A 17,124-nucleotide genomic window follows, 5' to 3' on the forward strand; every position below is an offset into this window, starting at 1 on the left:
AGCGAACGCATAGCCAGAAAAAGTATTCGATGCGTTCCGGCTCTCGCCAGAACGCATCGGCTGTCCCTTATCGTCCCAGCCAGATCTTGACACGCGAGATATCGTCCTGGGTCAAACCATGGCCCGCTGGCAGCGTCTCGTGTCGGACTTCTGCGCCGGCCTCAGCGTAAATTGCCGCGAGCCGCGCGGCATTTTCCGCCGGCACGACGGGGTCGCGCGCGCCCGACAGAATGAGAACCGGCGTTCCCGCAAGCTTTGCCGGCGGGGCCTCGGCAAGCGGCACCATCGCCCGCAACAGTGCTGCTCCCGCTAGGACGCCCGGGTGAAGGAGCAGCACGGCAGCGGCGATATTCGCTCCATTCGAGAAGCCGATCCCTACCGGCGCCGAGACGCCATAGGCGTCACGCGCCTCGACGACGAAGGTGGCGAGGTCGGCCGCGCGCCGCCGCACATCCGCCTCGTCGAATACGCCCTCCGCTAGGCGGCGAAAGAAGCGCGGCATACCGCCTTCCAGGACCTGACCGCGCGGCGACAGCAAGGCTGCGCCGGGCGAGATGCGCTCGCCCAAGCCGAGAAGATCAGTCTCATCGCCCCCAGTGCCGTGCAGCAACAACAGCGGTGCCAGACCGGTGACCGCCGCCGGCTGGAACCGATGCACGAAGGACAGAGTAGTTTGTGACATGCGCGTCATTCCTTCTTCGCGCTATCAGCCTCGCTTCGCCTTCACGCTAGTACCGGCAACACCTTCTCGATCCGCGCCCGGTCCCGCTCAAGGAAGCTCGGCAACTTCAAAGCCTCCCCAAGAGAAGCGAGTGGCTCATCCACGGCGAAGCCAGGAATGTCGGTCGCGATCTCGAACAGCACGCCGCCGGGTTCGCGGAAATAGACGGAACGGAAGTAGCAACGATCGAGCTGCTCGGTCGTTCGGATTCCGTGGCTTTGGCTGAGCTTACGAACCATGGCGGCCTGCACCGCGTCATCGGCCGCGCGGAAGGCAACATGGTGCACGCTGCCACCGCCCATCCGGCCTGACGGGGCATTCTCGTCAGCCTGAAGATCAACGACACCGCCGAGACGCTCCGCGACGCGGAACCGCGTCCGGCCGTTCTCCTGACCTTCCTGGGTGAAGCCAAAGACGTCCCGCAGGATGCCAGCCGTCGCCTCTATGTCGCGCAGCAACAAGCTTATGCCGTGGAAACCGCGGATGGCATGCGCAGCAGGCACTCCGCCCGCGGCAAAGGCCGGTTCGTCCTCGATGCCATCGACCCCGACCAGGGCAAGGGACAGCCCATCCGGATCCTTGAAGGCCAGAACGGTTTCGCCGAAGCGAGCAACAGGGGCTTCATGCGGCGCGCCTGCCGCAACCAGCCGCTCCAGCCAGAAGCTGATGGCCGCACGAGGCACGCGAAACGCGGTTTCCTGCGTTTCACCTGAACCGGGCTTGCCCGGCGCCACATGATTCCAGGGGAAGAAGGTCAGGATTGTGCCAGGCTGGCCACCCTCGTCGCCGTAATAGAGGTGGTAGGTTCCAGGATCGTCGAAATTGACGGTCTTCTTGATCAGCCGGAGCCCAAGTGTTTCCGTATAGAAGCCAAGGTTGCGGCGAGCCGGGCCGCTGATCGCCGTGACATGGTGAAGGCCAACGCTTGTCATGTTGAGAATCTCCGTAGCGCATGGATGTTGAAGCCTCGCGCCACCGACAGAATGGGCCCTCTCAACAGACCCTAAAATAGAAACAATCGAAACTATTTGTTTCCAATTTGAGTTGATGCCGACTCCTTTGCCTCAGGCAGCATCCTCCACCTGATCAACCACTGCCCACGGCACGGTGGATAAGTGCCGCACCAGGAAGCCGACCAAAGCTGTTACGCGCTCAGGCCGCTGGCCGCCCGGCGGGCTGACCACGTTCACCGCGATGGGCGCCAAAGACCAGTCCGGCATCACGGCCTCCAGCCGCTGGGCCGCCAGATCTCGCCAAACGACGAATTCTGGTTGGATCGCGACTCCGAGACCGGCGAGCAGTGCGGGCATCAGAGCATCCGCATTATTGGCCCGTAGCGGCCCTGACGGCGTGACAACGAACTCCTCGCCGGACTCATGGAGGAATCGCCAACGGTCGCGCGTCGGCAGGTAGGCATAGCCGAGGCAAGCATGCGTTTCGAGGTCGCGAGGATGCTCGGGGCGTCCGGCGCGGTCGAAATAGCTCCTCGCGCCAACCAGATGCCGACGGACCTGACACAATCGCCTGACCTTGAGCGTCGAGTCTGGCAATGTCGCGATCCGCACGGCCAGATCAAAGCCGCCATCGATCAGATCGACTTGGTCGTCGCTTAGATGCAATTCGACAGAAACTTGCGGATAGGCTTCGAGGAACGACGGCAGCAGCGGTGCCACATGGGTTACGCCGAAGGACATTGGCACCGCGAAGTGCACGGTGCCGCGCGGCGTCGCGGATTCCGCAATCGCATCCGCTTCGGCCGACTGCCCAGCGGCTAGAATTCGCGCCGCGCCCTCAGACGCTCGGCGTCCGGCCTCCGTAAGAGAGAGGCGCCGCGTCGTCCGGTGAAACAAGGGTGTTGCGATGCGGGCCTCCAGACGAGCGATCGCTTTTGAGACTGTCGCCTTCGAAAGGCCGAGCTCGGTCGCGGCGCGACCAAAGGACTGCCGCTCCGCGACTTTCGAGAAGATTGCCCAGGCTTCGAAGTCTGGCAGCGTTCCCACGGTTTTCTCCCGCGCCCGGGTCGGATCTTATCGAGCGGAAGGCTTCGCCTCCTTCGCTCGCGCGATCAGGCGGTCAACTCCTGAATCTCGCGCACCATCGCCTCGGTCGTGACTTGCCTGCAGTATCCGCTATTCAACCGGAACGTCCAGTCGTGACGATCACGCGTCAGGGTCGCGCACGCATCGGTGACCGCGGTGACGAGATAGCCGAGATCGCAAGCATCGCGGATCGCGGAATCGATGCATTGATCGGTCAACATGCCAGCAATCATGAGCGAACGCACGCCGAGGTTACGCAAAATATAGTCAATATTGGTTGAGATGAAGACCGAGGATGAGGTTTTGGGAATCACCATCTCGTCCTCGACCGGAGCGATTTCGTCGAGAACGCGACCATCCCACGATCCGCGCGGAACATTGAAGCCGCTGACTTTGTAGTCGAGGCTGCGATCGCGCCCGTCCTTAGTCAGGCTTTCGATGACGGTATAGAGAACTTCGATGCCGGCCTTCCTACAGGCAAGCTGCAGTCGGCGCATATTGGGAACCGCGATCTCGCTCGCCGTACGGAAAAACTCGCCATACACCACGTCGCGTTGTGCGGCGGTCATCCCGCTATACTCGCCTCCGTCGCTCCGGGCGTTGTAGTTCTGGACATCGACAATCAGAAGAGCGGCGTGTGCCGGATCGATGGGAACTTCGCGACTGAGGGCATTTGATTCTGAGGGCGCACTCATACCTACCTCTTCAACATTGCTAATAGGACTGTACTACAGGCGATGAAATGCTGGCTTCGCGGGCTCAATAGACTTGCACGTATCGGTCGCATACGGCCTGCTCGCTCAGGCCCGCGAGCGCCTCCAGTTCGGAGCGCTTGAGCTGCACATAGGCGGCGTGCAGCCTCGGTCCCATCCATTCGCGCACCGTCTCAGAGGCTTCAAGTAGACTGATTGCGGCATCGAGCGATGTCGGCAGCCCCGATGTCTCTGCGTCACTATCGCCTGTGCCGTGGCCAGGGGGCGGAGCCTGCCGGGGCAGAGTCATCTTGCGTCGTATCCCTTCAAGCCCCGCATGAACGACGGCGCCGAGAGCCATATACGGGCTGCTGGTGGCATCCGCCACGCGATATTCCACGTTGAACTTGCGTGCGGCATCGGCTGCGGAACTTGGTGCGAATACGGGGCACAAGCGCAACGCGGCGCCGCGATCACCGTCGCGAAAGTCAATCTGCGTGGGCGCCCAGCGACCTGGAGTCAATCGATAGTAGGATGCGATCGAAGCAGCGGTAAGGGCGGTTATGGCGGGCAAGTGGCTCAGCACACCAGAGACAAAAGCGGATCCTATGTCGGAAAGACAGTGAGTTGAGGATGCATCCGGCATGACCGGGCGGCCCGCCTGATCGAGCAAGCTGAAATGGATATGGGTCCCGTTGCCTGTGCCGGTCGGTGTCATCATGGGGGCAAAGATGGCATCGTGGCCGAGCTGGTGTGCCACCGCGCGCGTAAGCTCGCGAACGATGACGGCTTCGTCCGCTGCCCGCAATCCAGGCTTTGGCCCAACTGTCACCTCGAATTGGCGCAGCCCATATTCCGGCAGAAAACTGTCGGGTATCACGCCGGCCGACCGAATCGCGCCCATCAGCGTTTCGCCGAAGACGCCCTGACCGCGAAACCGCCGGATACCGTAACTTGTCGGCAGTGCCTCATCGATACCAGTGTAGACGAACTCATGCTCGAACGCGGCGATCAGTTCGACCCCGGCTTCTTGCCGCAGCGCTGCCAGCCCTCGCTTCAAGAACTCGCGCGGGCAGCATTCCCAGGGAGTCCGGTCCATCGTCAGGAGATCGCCGAGGCAGAAGCGCTCGCCATCCTCATCTGAGAAAGCAATATCGACTAAACTGCTCGGATCCGGCACCAGCATCAAATCGCCAGCGGTTCCAAAAGACGTCGAGAATATCGGACCGAACGCCGACATCATGATGTTGCTATGCGTGTAGCCGACCCCCGTCGCTAGCCGCTGCTGCAAGTCCTCGACGGGAAATGCTTTTCCTCGCACCTGTCCGGAAAGATCGCAGGTCGCGACAAATATAAGCTTCTCCCGCCTCATTCCGTACTCCAAACTTCCATATGACCGGAGCACAGACATCGGCTGCGGCTGAAACGAGCGTCATGGACATGATACGCCATCCGTCGGCCCACATCCTGTCACAGCCCCTCTGCGAGGAGTCAACCGTTTCAGCGCCGCACGGGCAAGGGCTTGCCAACGCGCTCGGAGGAGGCGAAGCTTTGTCTGGCTTGTCTGCCGACAGTCGATCGGATCGCGTAACCGATGATCGAAGACCAGCGGCGCCTGTAAGCGATCCCGCTCGCGATGGAGATATCATGAAACTCGACACGATGAACTGGATGCAGGTCGAGAGCTATCTGCAGGCCGGCAATCGCTGCGTCGTGCCCTTGGGTAGTACGGAACAACATGCGCAGCTTAGCCTGTCTGTCGATAGCATACTCAGCGAGCGCGTCGCGGCCGAAGCCGCCGAACCTCTGGGCGTGCCGGTCTTCCCGGTTCTTGCCTATGGGATCACGCCCTATTTTCTGGCTTATCCGGGAACGGTGACGTTGCGGATGGAAACCTATCTGCGAGTGGTGCGGGATATTCTCGACAGTCTCGCCCGAGCCGGCTTTCGCCGCATCCTGCTGTGCAACGGCCATGGTGGCAATACACCGGCCGCGAGCTTGGCAACTGAATGGATGGTGGACAATCCCGGCTGCCGCGTTCGGTTCCATAGCTGGTGGAACGCGCCGCGAACCTTGGAAAAGGTGCAACAGACCGACCCGGTGGCGTCACATGCGTCCTGGATGGAAAATTTCCCCTGGACGCGGCTGCCTAATATGCGTGGGCCGGAGGAAGCCAAGCCAATGACCGATCTCGACCGGTTGAAGCTTTTGGACGCCGGCGAAGTGCGCGCGACGCTTGGTGACGGCAATTTCGGCGGCCGCTATCAGCGCAGCGATGAGGACATGCTGGCGATTTGGCAGGTCGCCGTCGAGGAGACCCGCGCCTTCATCGAAGGACCGTGGGAGTGAGGGGAGGGGTTCTTGCCGGACTAGCTGCTGTGTCGGCCACCGCCTGATGCACATCGGTTTCAAGGGGCGTCGCGCGGTGGTCACCGGGGCCGGGCATGGCATTGGTCGCGGCATTGCTCAGGCTTTCGCGGGCCTCGGCGCCGAGACCTTGGCGCTCGATATCAACGCTGAGGGCTTGCTGGAGACGGGGCGCTTCACGGCGACCGATGGCGGATCCCTGGTGACGGAAGTTCTGGACACAACCGATGTGGCCGCCACGCAGGCCATCATCCGCGCCTTCGGCAGGGTCGATATTCTCGTCTACAGCGCCGGCGGAGTGCGCGGCCAGGTCGGCAAGGCCGCTGAGGCGGTCACGCCGGAGGAATGGCAGTCGATCTTGGCCGTCAACTTGACGGGCGCCTTCGTGTCGGCCCAGGCGGTCATCCCGAGCATGAAGGCGGCGGGGAGGGGAAGGATAGTCACCATCTCCAGCGGCGCGGGTTTAGGGGTAAGCCTGACCGGCATCCAATCCTACGCCGCAGCCAAGGCCGGCGAGATCGGTTTGACCCGGCAATTGGCCCACGAACTCGGACCCTTCGGAATAACGGTGAACAGCGTCGCCCCCGGCTTCGTCCGCTCCAACCCGGCGAGTGAGCTTCAGTGGAAGGCCTACGGTCCGGAAGGCCAACGGCGGTTGATCGAAGGGATCGCCTTGCGGCGGCTGGGAAGCGTCGAGGACATCCTCAGCGCCGTGCTGTTCCTCGCAAGCGATTACGCGAGCTGGATCACTGGCCAGACACTGAGCGTCGACGGCGGTAAATGACGGCTCACGCGGTGGCGCGTCCAAGAGTTGAGGGTGACTTTTGTTGCGGCGGCTTGCCTGTTTTGTAAGCTCGCTGCCGCCAAATTAAACAGTCTTCGAGCACTTACTGGTTCGTCACAAAAGATCGGCCAGTATATCGTTTGACTCGCTTTGCGGCCTGCTTCTACCGTTAGCTTGGACGAAATGATCCGGGACGGACACTCATGAAGTCGATGCTGCTGCGAACCGCCCTGACCCTGGGCGCTCTCCTCACAACATCGGCCGCCTATGCGGCGCCGGTCACTGGTGGCACGCTGAATTTCGCGCGCAACGCCGACTCTCAGTTGCTGGATCCCGTCCTCAACAATGCAAATGTCGACATCTGGATCCTGACCAACCTCTACAGCACGCTGCTGCTGCCTTCCGCGGACGGTAAATCAGTTATACCTGGTTTGGCGACATCCTGGACGCCCTCGGCCGACGGCAAGACACTCACACTCAAACTGCGCCCTGGCGTAAAGTTCGCCGATGGAAGCCCGGTGACAACGGATGATATTATCTGGTCGCTGACAAGGGCGGTCGATCCGAAGAACGGCATCTGGAACTTCCTTCTCGCTTCCGTGGCGAGTGTGAAAGCGGAGGGCGACGACACGATTGTCCTCTCGCTGAAGAATCCCGATCCCAGCTTGCCCGCGGCACTGGCGACCTTCAATTCCGCGATCATGCCGCACAAGCTCTTCGAAGCCGCCAAGGGCGGGACCGATGCCGAAAAGGCCCAGAACTTTGCCGAGCACCCGATCGGCAGCGGGCCGTTCGTTCTGGCATCCTGGCAGCGCGGCAGCCACATGGTGCTGAAGCGGAATCCTTATTACTGGAAGAAGGATGAGGCCGGACAACAGTTGCCGTATCTCGACGAGGTCAATCTGACAGTCGTGCCAGATGACGCCACGCGCATCTTGCAGTTGAAAGCAGGGCAGATCGACGCAACCGAGTTTGTGCCATACGAGCGCGCGCATGAGTTGCAGGGCGACACCAATCTGACCATGGACCTCTTCCCCTCCACGCAAATCACCTATCTCCAGCTCAATGCCGACCCGAAGTTGAACGACGGCACACCGAACCCGCTTTCGAACGAGAAGGTGCGCCAGGCGCTGAATTACGCCATAAGCAAAAAGGCGGTGATTCAAGTCGTCACGCATGGCTTGGGTACGCCTATGCATTCCTTTATGCCGTCAACGACGCCGCTCTATGCGGATCTCGGTCCCGCCTACAGCTTTGACATGAAGAAGGCGAAGGCTCTGCTAACGGAGGCGGGCTTCCCGAATGGGTTTAGCCTGACAGCTTTCGCGCAGGCCGGCAAAGCGAACGATTCCTCGACACTCGCCACTTTGCAGCAGATGTGGGGGCAGTTGGGCGTGAAGCTCAGCATCCAGCAAATGGACCTGCCCACCATGGATGCGCGGCAGCACAAGAGCGACTACCAGATCCGCACCGCCTATTGGACGAACGACATCGCCGATCCGAACGAGATCACCTCCTATTTCGCTTATTTCCCCAATATCAGGAATCAGTTCAGCGGCTGGCAGGATGCCCGCACGGACAAGCTGTTCCTGCAGAGCCAGGTCGAACTCGACCCCGCCAAACGTGTCGCGGAATACAAAGAGCTGCAGCAAATTTACGTCGCCGGTGCGCCGATGTTCTTCCTTTATGAAAGCCCATTCGCCGCCGCCACGCGGAAAAACGTCATCGGCTTTCGGCAGAGCCCGCTCGGCAATGATATGTTCGAGGCGGCGTATATCGAGAAGTAAATCGGGGTCGCGTTATGCTCGCGAGGATCCCTGGACGGCTGTTGCAAATCATCCCGACGCTCATACTGATTGGCGTCGTCGTCTTTGTCTTGCTTCGGCTCCTGCCGGGCGATCCGGCCAGCGCTTTGCTCGGCAATCGGGCAACACCTGAATCGCTAGCCCGCATCAACGCCCAGATGGGCTTCGACAAGCCTATCTGGGTGCAGTTTCTCCTGTTCCTCGGGCGCCTGGCTCATGGCGATCTAGGCGTCTCGGTCACTGAGCGCATTCCTGTGACGCGGGTCATTTTGCAACGGCTCCCTGTTACTCTGTGTCTGGTAGGTTTTGCCGCCGTGATCGCGCTTGTGCTGGCGCTACCTTTGGCCTTTGTTGCCGCTCTGCGACAGAACCGCTTGCCCGATTTGGCGCTGCGCGGGCTGTTCCAGATCGGCTTGTCTTCGCCTGTCTTCTACATCGGGCTTCTCCTGCTGGGTTTCCTCGGCGCGCGCCTGCATTGGTTTCCTGTTGGCGGTCTCGGTCAGGGCTTCTGGGGCGCCGTTTATCACCTCATCCTGCCGGCCTTTACCCTGGCCTTGAGTTTGGCGGCGGTGCTGATGCGCAACCTGAGAAGTGCGATCATCGGTGTGCTGCGGGCGGACTACGTCGATTTCGCGCGCGCGAAAGGGATTACTCCCTGGCGCGTGCTCACGGGTCACGTTCTGCGCAACTCGCTCATCACCACGGTCGCGCTCTTCGGCTTGAATATCGGCGTGTTGCTCGGGAATTCCGTCATAACGGAGAACGTCTTCGCGGTGCCGGGTATCGGTGGGTTGCTTGTCGACGCGATCTTTGGCCGCGACTACCCTGTCGTACAGGGAGTAACACTGGTCCTCGCCGTGTTGGTTTCCCTGGTTTTCCTCGCGACTGATCTCATGGAAAGCTGGCTTGATCCGCGGCTGCACGCATGAGCAGCACGGTGCCAACTCTGTCCGTCGCGCCAGCGACTGAGCCACGCCGTGTTTGGAAAAGACCGCCCTCCGCCTTCATCCTGGGCGCAATCATCACCGCCGGCTTCCTGCTGGCTGCCATTGCTCCCGGCCTCCTCGCTCCCTACGACCCGCTCGCTTTCGATTACGACAATCTGCAGGTGGGGCCCGGCGCGGCGCACTGGTTCGGAACCGACAATTTTGGCCGAGATGTGCTGTCCCGCATCATATGGGCCTCGCGGATCGACATCCAGATCGCATTGTTTTGCACGATCCCGCCTTTGCTGATCGGCACTGCCGTCGGCTCTCTCGTCGGCTACTATGGCGGCATCGCGGATACGATCTTCGGCCGCATCGTCGATCTGGTCATCACCTTTCCGTTCATCGTGTTGGTGATCGCCATTGTGGCTGTGTTGGGTCCGGGCTTGGTGAACGTGTACATCGCCGTCACCAGCGTCGGCTGGGTTTTCTACGCCAGGCTCGTGCGGTCCCAGGTGATGGTTTTGCGCCAGGCGGATTTCGCCGCGGCCGGGCAGGTGATGGGCTATAGCGCAGCCAGGATCATCTTTCGCCACCTGCTGCCGAATGCCATGACGGCGGTCATCGTCTATTGGATGACCGACATGGCGCTCGACATCCTGCTCGGCTCCAGCCTCGGCTATCTTGGCCTCGGCGCACAGCCACCTACGGCGGAATGGGGCGTGCTGGTGTCCGACGGCAAGAACTTCATGGACACTGCCTGGTGGATGACGGTGTTCCCCGGCGCCGCCATCGTCGTCTGCGGCACCGGCCTGAGCCTGCTCGGCGATGGCGTCGCTGATCTGCTCGCGGTGCGCCGATGAGAGCGCCGCTGCTCTTGCTACGCGGGCTGCAAACGACTCTTGCGACCGACAACGGCGCTCTCACGGTGGTCGATGGTGTGGATCTCGACGTCAGGGAGGGTGAAATCCTCGGCCTTGTCGGGGAATCCGGCTCCGGCAAGAGCATGACGCTGCGATCGATCCTGCGGTTGATCCGGCCGCCAGGTCGAGTCTCCGGCGAGATCCTGTGGCGTGGGCGTGACCTCGTGCCGCTGCGCGAACCGGAGATGCGCGCCATCCGCGGCCGGGAGATCGGAATGATCTTCCAGGAGCCAATGACCGCGCTCAACCCCGTGTTGAGCGTGGGGCGTCAGATTCTGGAAAATCTTCGCGCGCACACGGATCTCGGCCGTACGGCCCGACGCAACCGTACGGTTGAACTTCTGGATCTGGTCGGCATCCCGGCGGCCGCGCAGAGAGTGAACGATTACCCTCACCAGTTTTCCGGCGGCATGCGGCAACGCGCGATGATTGCGATCGCGCTTGCCTCCAATCCTTCGCTTCTGCTGGCGGATGAACCGACAACCGCGCTCGACGTCACGATCCAGGACCAGATCCTCAAACTTCTGCTGCGGCTGCGCGAAACACTCGGCATGGCGGTGATCCTCGTGACCCATGATCTCGGCGTGGTCGCGCAGAGCTGTGACCGCGTGGCGGTTATGTATGCCGGGCGTGTCGCGGAAATCGGAGAAGTGTCGGCGGTTTTCGCGGCACCTAGGCACGCCTATACCCTCGGGTTGCTGCAGTCGGTGCCGGATGCGCGGCGGATCCGGCAGGCGCTGCGGCCAATCGGCGGAGCACCACCGCCTCCGGGCACAGTCGGCGACCGCTGCGCCTTTATCCCACGATGCGACTTCGCGACCGCCGCCTGCGAGGTGAGGCGGCCGCCCCTGATCTCGATCGGCGGCGGCAGGCTGGCCGCCTGCGTCCATGGTGATCGCTTGCAGCAAGCGGAATGGGCGGCGTGATGATGGACACTGGCCTTCTGCCCGTTCTATCGACCGAAGCTGCACCGTCGTCGCCGGGAGCGCCGCTGCTGGTCGTCGAGAAGCTTACTAAAACTTTTCCGCGCAGGCAGTCGCTCCGCAGCCTGATCCGTGGCGAGCCGCGCAAGCGTGTGCATGCCTTGTCGGATGTCGATCTCACCATTCACCGCGGCGAAACGCTCGGCATTGTCGGCGAGAGCGGCTGCGGCAAGTCGACACTCGCGCGTTGCCTGGTTCGCCTCTATCGCACTGATTCTGGGCGCATCGCTTACGCCGGCTTGGATGTCGGAAGCCTGAAGGGTGCGGATCTGCGCCGCTTCAACCGCCGCGTTCAGATGGTGTTCCAGGACCCCTATGGCTCGCTGAATCCACGCATGACGGTGCGCGCTACCTTGGCGGAGGCGTTGTCCGTTCACCGAATGCGCCCGCCTCGCGAGATTGAAGGTCGTATCAACGAGCTGATGGATCTCGTGCATTTGCCGCGCGGTGCCGCACGCCGCCGGCCCCATGAGTTCAGCGGCGGTCAGCGCCAACGCATCGGCATCGCGCGCGCATTGGCTCTGGAACCTGATTGCCTGGTCGCGGACGAGTTGGTCTCGGCGCTGGACGTGTCAGTCCAGGCGCAGATGGTAAACCTGTTGCTGGAGTTGCAGCAACGCTTGCAACTCACCGTGCTATTCATCGCGCACGACCTGCGTCTGGTCCGTCATTTGTCGCATCGCGTCGCCGTCATGTATCTCGGCCGCGTCGTTGAACTGGCCGAAACCGAGGCGTTGTTTAACCGCCCCCGTCATCCCTATACGCAGGCACTTCTGAAGGCCGCACCGGAACTAGACCCCAGGCTTCGCAGCACTTCGGACGCCGTCCGGGGCGAACTTCCCAGCCCGGTGAACCCACCGCCGGGTTGCCCATTTCATACGCGCTGCCCGGACGCTATCGCGCTTTGCATGACCGTTCGTCCGGAACTCAAGCCGCTGCTTGACGGCCGCCTGGCTGCCTGCCACATCGCCGCTGCGGAGGATGGGCTGGCAGCCCTCTAGACGGACCAACCTGCTAGTGGAGCTCGGCCGGAAACACCGTCTCATGCGTTGCGACGTAAGCCTCGCCTGCGGTCGTGACCCAGCCACGGTACATGCCCATGGTATTGTAGGGCGCCACCACCCGGCCCGCGTAGTCGATGGCCACGAGCCCCGCGCCGATCCCATGCGCTGACAGATCCACCATGATGATCTTTGTGGCCGCGGTCCCAAGATCCTCCTTGAGATACGCCATCCGGCTGGCGAGCTCGTGCCCGACCACGTGGCGAATGAAATACTCGCCGGCGCCAGTGCCGGAAACGGCGCAAGCGCCATCACGGGCATAGGTCCCTGCCCCAATAATCGGCGAGTCACCCACCCGACCGACAGGCTTATCGGTGAAGCCTCCGGTGGAGGTGGCGGCGGCCAAATGGCCTGCGGAGTCGAGCGCGACGGCTCCGACAGTCCCATGTTTCTCGGCTTCGCTCGCTGTCGCCGCCGTTCCGGATGCTCGCCGCGCCTTCATGGCTGTGAGAGCCTGCCGCTGACGCTCGATGATGAAAAATTCGGGATCAACAATCTCAAGCCCATGCGTTTCTGCAAACCGATCGGCTGCGGGTCCCGTCATCATGACGGTACGGCCCTCGTCCATGAGCGCGCGCGCGAGCCTCACGGGGTTGCGGCAACGCTCCACGGCGCTCACCGCGCCGGCCCTCAGCGTCGCGCCATCCATGATCGCGGCATCGAGCGAGGCTTTTCCGGCAGTAGTCAGCGCGGCGCCCCGACCCGCGTTGAAATAGGGCGACTCCTCCATCGAAACGACCGCCGCCTCGACCGCCGCGACGGCCCGGCCGTCTTCGCGCAGCACGCGCCATCCGGCCCGCAGCGCCAAGGCCAAGTCAGACCGTGCGGCGGCCCAGTCGGACTCGCTAAGTTCCTGCTTGGGCATTACACCACAGCCACCGTGTATGCCGAGCGCGATGGAGCCCATACCGATATTCCTTCTGTAGCAATGTGAGGTCGCGGAGAGAACAATACCGGGCAGGGAGCCGGCAACTGACCTTAGCAGGACGCAGCTTACCTACACGGAAAGGGCGAAGATGATGTCTGAGGACTGGTTCGAGGTCCGATGTGTGGCGCCGGACCTTTGGATGATTGCCGAGCCCCTGCATGTGGTGAGCTGGCTCTATATCGGCAGCGAGCGTGCGGCGCTGCTTGACACCGGAACGGGCATTGCGCCGATCGCGCCTATCGTCGCAAGTCTCACGGGTCGTCCTGTCGTCGTGGTGAATACCCATTACCATTTTGACCACATCGGCAACAACCCGGCCTTCAAGGAGCGGCTGGCTTCGGTGGCGAGTGGCCCACTAATGCGTCTTCCTGCCTCCCGGCAGTTGCTGGACCGATACTTGCGGACCTATGACGGCTTTATCGCCGAGGCGCGGGAGCGAATCCAGGTCGATCCTGATGCCTTTGCGATGGCGCCCGAGACCCAGCCCCGCGAATTTCCCCTGACGTTCAACTCCGAGGAGTGGCGGCCGGGCAGCATCGCGGCCACCGGACTTCTGCGTGACGGTAACGAAATTGACCTCGGCGACCGCCGGCTGCGCGTCATCGACACGCCGGGCCATAGCCCCGACGGAATTTGTCTTGTCGACGCCGAGCGGGGGGTGCTGTTCGCGGGGGACACGCTTACCGAAGGCCCTCTCTACGTCCATTACGATGAGTCGTCAGCGGCGAGTCTTTTGGCCTCGACGCTTCGGCTCTTCAAGCTGGCCGGCGATCTGCGAGTGATCTGCTGCGGCCATGTCGCGCGGGCGGTGGCGGAGGTAAGCTTGATCGATGACACGATCGCGGCTCTGCGGGCCGTGCTGGATGGTCGGGCAGATTGCCGCGAGACTTCCGACGTATTTGGCTATCCAATCTTTGAAGCACGCTTCGGACGCGTCTGGATCACCCAGTCTACCGGCGCGGCCACATCGTTTCGGCTTTATGACGGGGAGCCCGTAGCGTGATTCTCGCTTTGAGGGATCAAGAAACGGTTCCGGCGCGTGACGCGACGTGGCCCCGAAGCTGGCAAAGTGCCGAGGTTCATCTATGACCGATGCGAAATACCCTCAGCCACTCGATGCAGCGTTGACCCCCCGCTTTGCCGGGCTCTCGACCTTCATGCGCCTGCCCGTCTTCTCCAGCGCCGCGGAGCTGGATGTGGCGCTGGTAGGCGTGCCCTTCGATGGAGGCACCACCAACCGGCCCGGCGCCCGGCATGGACCGCGCGAGATTCGCAACCAATCGAGCCTCATTCGCCGCACGCATCACGAGTCGGGCATCTCTCCATATGACCGCATTCGTGTCGGCGATTTAGGCGATGCGCCGGTCAACCCAATTGATCTTCTGGATTCCCTCTCACGCATCGAGGGCTTCTTCAGGGAGATCGCAGCGCAGGGTGCGATTCCAATCTCGGCTGGCGGCGACCATCTGATGACATTGCCGATCCTGCGCGGCTTAGTGAAAACCGCGCCTGTAGGACTCATCCAATTCGATGCCCATTCCGACACCAACGACACGTATTTCGGGAACAACCCCTATACTCACGGTTCGCCCTTTCGCCGCGCCATCGAAGAGGGTTTGCTCGACGGCCGGCGAATTGTGCAGATCGGCATCCGAGGTTCGATCTACCACCCGACGGATTTCGATTATGCTCGCTCGCAAGGCATCCGCATCATCTTTGTCGAGGAGGTCGAGGCACGCGGCGTCGATGCCGTCATGGCGGAGGCTTGCGCAATCCTGGGGGAAGGGCCGATCTACGTGACCTTTGATATCGACTGTCTCGACCCATCCTTCGCGGTCGGCACCGGCACGCCGGAGATCGGCGGCCTCACGACGCGAGAGGCCCAGCGGATGTTGCGTCTTCTGCACCCTCTACACATCACTGGCGCGGATGTGGTCGAGGTGTCGCCGCCCTTCGACCCGTCCGGCCTCACCGCTCTAACCGGAGCGACGATGATGTTCGAGCTGCTCTGCGCCATCGCGGGAGGCCCAGCCTTCAGCGGTAGAGCGTGAACCTGTCCTGGAAAGCAAACCTGCAGCCTAACCGCATGGGCACGCATTATTCACGCTGGAAATCGTAGGCTTGGCTGTCAGTCAGCAATAGGTGGAGCACATCGAGTTTCGCGGTTTTATCCGCTTGGAACTGGACAAAGCCGGCGGGCGAAGGACCGCTATTCGCCACCAACGCGGCGAATTGTCCTGTGGGCATGAGACTAGCGGTAAAGACATCGCCGTTCCAAGGCGCAAGCCTTAGCTTTGCCCCGGTCGCCGCTAACTCCATGACCAAGCCATCGCCTTCCATGCTGACCATTACCTTGCCGATGCCGGGGTTGGCGAAAGAGCCAACCAGCGGCGCAAGTGGCGGCGAAGGTGCTGGCGTTAAGGGATTCGCGAATTGCTGGGCGTCCTTATCATAGCTCGCGGTCGCGCGTTTGATCGTCGCTGCCAGGTAGTCGGTCTCGGGATTGCCGAGCACGCGGTCGAGGATCCAGGCACCAAGCCCGTCCGGGAAACCCACATTGCCTTCGTTGCTGAGGACGATGACCCCGACGTTCCTGTCGGGCGCCAAGCCCATAAACGCTCCAAAGCTCGGTGTGCCCCCATTGTGCCAGACGACGGTGCCATTCGTCGTTTGTTGGATGATCCAACCCATCGCGTAGGAGATCTTCTCGGTTATCGCGACCTTCGGCGTATGGGTTACCGCTAGATTTTCGGGCGAGACGATGGAACGTCCCGCGAAGGCGCCATGGCCAAGTTGAAACCGGATCCAGCGCGACATGTCCTCGACATTGGAGTTGATGTCGCCCGCACCATCGTAGGAATAGGGGAATATCTGGGTGAAGGGCACCTCGACCGTGCCCTGCGGCGTCCAGCGATAGCCGGCAGCGTGATTGGACGCGCGTTCCATCGCGGCAGCGGTGTAGGACGTGTCGCTCATCGTCAAGGGATCGAGGAGCTCTTTCTGGAGCACGGCATTCCAGTCGGCTGCACCGGCAGCCTTTGCGACAATGCGGCCCGCTAGCAAATGGGTAATATTGGTATAGGCGAAGGTCGAGCGGAAGCTCGATACGGGTTCGACATAGCGTAGGGAGTGGATCAACGCCGTCTCATCCAGACCCAAAAAAGACAGGCCATCATTCGCATAGGGCGGGAGGCCCGAACGCTGGGCGAGAAGATCGAAAACTCTGAACTCCCTGGTGACCCAGGCATCCTTCAACTGGAACTCCGGGTCGAGGTCGGTCACACGATCATCCCAATGCAACTTGCCACGATCGACCATCAAAGCCAGGGTTGTCGCGAGAAAGCTTTTGGTTGCCGACCCGATCTGAAAAAGAGTTTGTGAATCGACTGGGACTCCACCGATCTTGCTGCGGACGCCGAAGCCTTTGGCATAGATGAGCTTGTCATCGACGACGATGCCGATTGCAAGGCCAGGACAGTCGAAGGACTTCATACCGTTCGTGGCATAGGCCTCGACATTCGGGACCATCGCTTGCACACGCGCCTCGATCGTCGGTTGCGTCGCCGGGTCGTCCGCCGCCCATGCCTGGTTCACAAGAGCCGGACTCCCAAGCACCAATCCCATGAGGAGGACGGAAATTGAAGCGGAACGAGATGGGCGCGGCTTCTGAGTTGCCTCGCTTGCATTCTTGCCCAAGGCGACGATCATGATGCCGCTGTCCCCAATAAGATTTCTATCATTTTGCCCTGATGAATAGAGAGGGATGCGCCTGAGCGGCAAGACTCTTTTTTAAAAACGGCCGTCAGCCTATCGCTTCTGAATCCGCGATCGCGCCACTTCCCCCTCGACTTCGAGCTGAGATGCCGGTCTCGCCGTGAGGGCTGTCGAACCTTAC

General features: G+C 61.8%; 16 protein-coding genes. 9 read left to right on the forward strand and 7 right to left on the reverse strand.

Going from position 1 to position 17,124, the window contains the following annotated elements; translation table 11 throughout:
- Positions 1–67: 67 nt before the first annotated feature.
- From GSQ92_RS12655 to GSQ92_RS12675, 5 genes are all read right to left on the reverse strand, one after another.
- A complete protein-coding gene (locus tag GSQ92_RS12655; RefSeq protein ID WP_158805403.1) occupies positions 68–682 on the reverse strand; it encodes an alpha/beta hydrolase in 615 nt (204 codons plus the stop codon).
- 41 nt (positions 683–723) lie between these two features.
- Positions 724–1,653, reverse strand: coding sequence for a ring-cleaving dioxygenase (locus GSQ92_RS12660; RefSeq protein ID WP_158805404.1), 930 nt, complete (start codon positions 1,651–1,653; stop codon positions 724–726).
- Between the two features lie 132 nt (positions 1,654–1,785).
- Complete coding sequence (locus GSQ92_RS12665) at positions 1,786–2,721, reverse strand: LysR family transcriptional regulator (protein WP_158805405.1); 936 nt, start codon at positions 2,719–2,721, stop codon at positions 1,786–1,788.
- Between the two features lie 65 nt (positions 2,722–2,786).
- Positions 2,787–3,455, reverse strand: coding sequence for an isochorismatase family cysteine hydrolase (locus tag GSQ92_RS12670; RefSeq protein ID WP_158805406.1), 669 nt, complete (start codon positions 3,453–3,455; stop codon positions 2,787–2,789).
- Positions 3,456–3,519: 64 nt separating this feature from the next.
- Positions 3,520–4,824 carry a glutamine synthetase family protein gene (locus tag GSQ92_RS12675; protein ID WP_158805407.1) on the reverse strand — a complete coding sequence of 435 codons (1,305 nt, stop codon included), beginning with the start codon at positions 4,822–4,824 and terminating at the stop codon, positions 3,520–3,522.
- A 275-nt stretch (positions 4,825–5,099) separates the two neighbouring features.
- Here GSQ92_RS12675 and GSQ92_RS12680 point away from each other — a divergent pair, with 275 nt between their 5' ends.
- From GSQ92_RS12680 to GSQ92_RS12710, 7 genes are all read left to right on the forward strand, one after another.
- The gene (locus GSQ92_RS12680; RefSeq protein ID WP_158805408.1) at positions 5,100–5,801 is read left to right on the forward strand and encodes a creatininase family protein; all 702 of its coding nucleotides are present in this window, start codon (positions 5,100–5,102) and stop codon (positions 5,799–5,801) included.
- 46 nt (positions 5,802–5,847) lie between these two features.
- Positions 5,848–6,603, forward strand: coding sequence for an SDR family NAD(P)-dependent oxidoreductase (locus tag GSQ92_RS12685; RefSeq protein WP_158805409.1), 756 nt, complete (start codon positions 5,848–5,850; stop codon positions 6,601–6,603).
- 203 nt (positions 6,604–6,806) lie between these two features.
- A complete protein-coding gene (locus GSQ92_RS12690) occupies positions 6,807–8,390 on the forward strand; it encodes an ABC transporter substrate-binding protein (RefSeq protein WP_158805410.1) in 1,584 nt (527 codons plus the stop codon).
- Between the two features lie 14 nt (positions 8,391–8,404).
- Complete coding sequence (locus GSQ92_RS12695; protein ID WP_158805411.1) at positions 8,405–9,337, forward strand: ABC transporter permease; 933 nt, start codon at positions 8,405–8,407, stop codon at positions 9,335–9,337.
- On the forward strand, positions 9,334–10,197 hold the full coding sequence (locus tag GSQ92_RS12700; protein WP_158805412.1) for an ABC transporter permease: 864 nt from the start codon (positions 9,334–9,336) through the stop codon (positions 10,195–10,197). The genes GSQ92_RS12695 and GSQ92_RS12700 overlap by 4 nt, the downstream gene beginning before the upstream one ends.
- The gene (locus GSQ92_RS12705) at positions 10,194–11,183 is read left to right on the forward strand and encodes an ABC transporter ATP-binding protein (RefSeq protein WP_158805413.1); all 990 of its coding nucleotides are present in this window, start codon (positions 10,194–10,196) and stop codon (positions 11,181–11,183) included. The genes GSQ92_RS12700 and GSQ92_RS12705 overlap by 4 nt, the downstream gene beginning before the upstream one ends.
- On the forward strand, positions 11,183–12,241 hold the full coding sequence (locus tag GSQ92_RS12710; RefSeq protein WP_254066611.1) for an ABC transporter ATP-binding protein: 1,059 nt from the start codon (positions 11,183–11,185) through the stop codon (positions 12,239–12,241). Before GSQ92_RS12705 ends, GSQ92_RS12710 begins: the two co-directional genes overlap by 1 nt.
- A 13-nt stretch (positions 12,242–12,254) precedes the next feature.
- On the opposite strand, the gene GSQ92_RS12715 is transcribed toward GSQ92_RS12710, so the two are convergent.
- Positions 12,255–13,208: an isoaspartyl peptidase/L-asparaginase family protein gene (locus tag GSQ92_RS12715; RefSeq protein WP_158805414.1), complete on the reverse strand. Its 954-nt coding sequence runs from the start codon at positions 13,206–13,208 to the stop codon at positions 12,255–12,257.
- 109 nt (positions 13,209–13,317) lie between these two features.
- On the opposite strand from GSQ92_RS12715, the gene GSQ92_RS12720 reads away from it, so the two are divergent.
- Both GSQ92_RS12720 and speB read left to right on the forward strand, forming a co-directional pair.
- Complete coding sequence (locus tag GSQ92_RS12720) at positions 13,318–14,232, forward strand: MBL fold metallo-hydrolase (protein ID WP_216856819.1); 915 nt, start codon at positions 13,318–13,320, stop codon at positions 14,230–14,232.
- Positions 14,233–14,314: 82 nt separating this feature from the next.
- A complete protein-coding gene (gene speB / locus GSQ92_RS12725; protein ID WP_159013517.1) occupies positions 14,315–15,280 on the forward strand; it encodes an agmatinase in 966 nt (321 codons plus the stop codon).
- Between the two features lie 46 nt (positions 15,281–15,326).
- On the opposite strand, the gene GSQ92_RS12730 is transcribed toward speB, so the two are convergent.
- Positions 15,327–16,937: a serine hydrolase gene (locus GSQ92_RS12730; RefSeq protein ID WP_159013518.1), complete on the reverse strand. Its 1,611-nt coding sequence runs from the start codon at positions 16,935–16,937 to the stop codon at positions 15,327–15,329.
- Between the last annotated feature and the right edge of the window lie 187 nt (positions 16,938–17,124).

This window comes from Acidisoma sp. S159 (genome assembly GCF_009766125.1).
Lineage (GTDB): Bacteria > Pseudomonadota > Alphaproteobacteria > Acetobacterales > Acetobacteraceae > Acidisoma.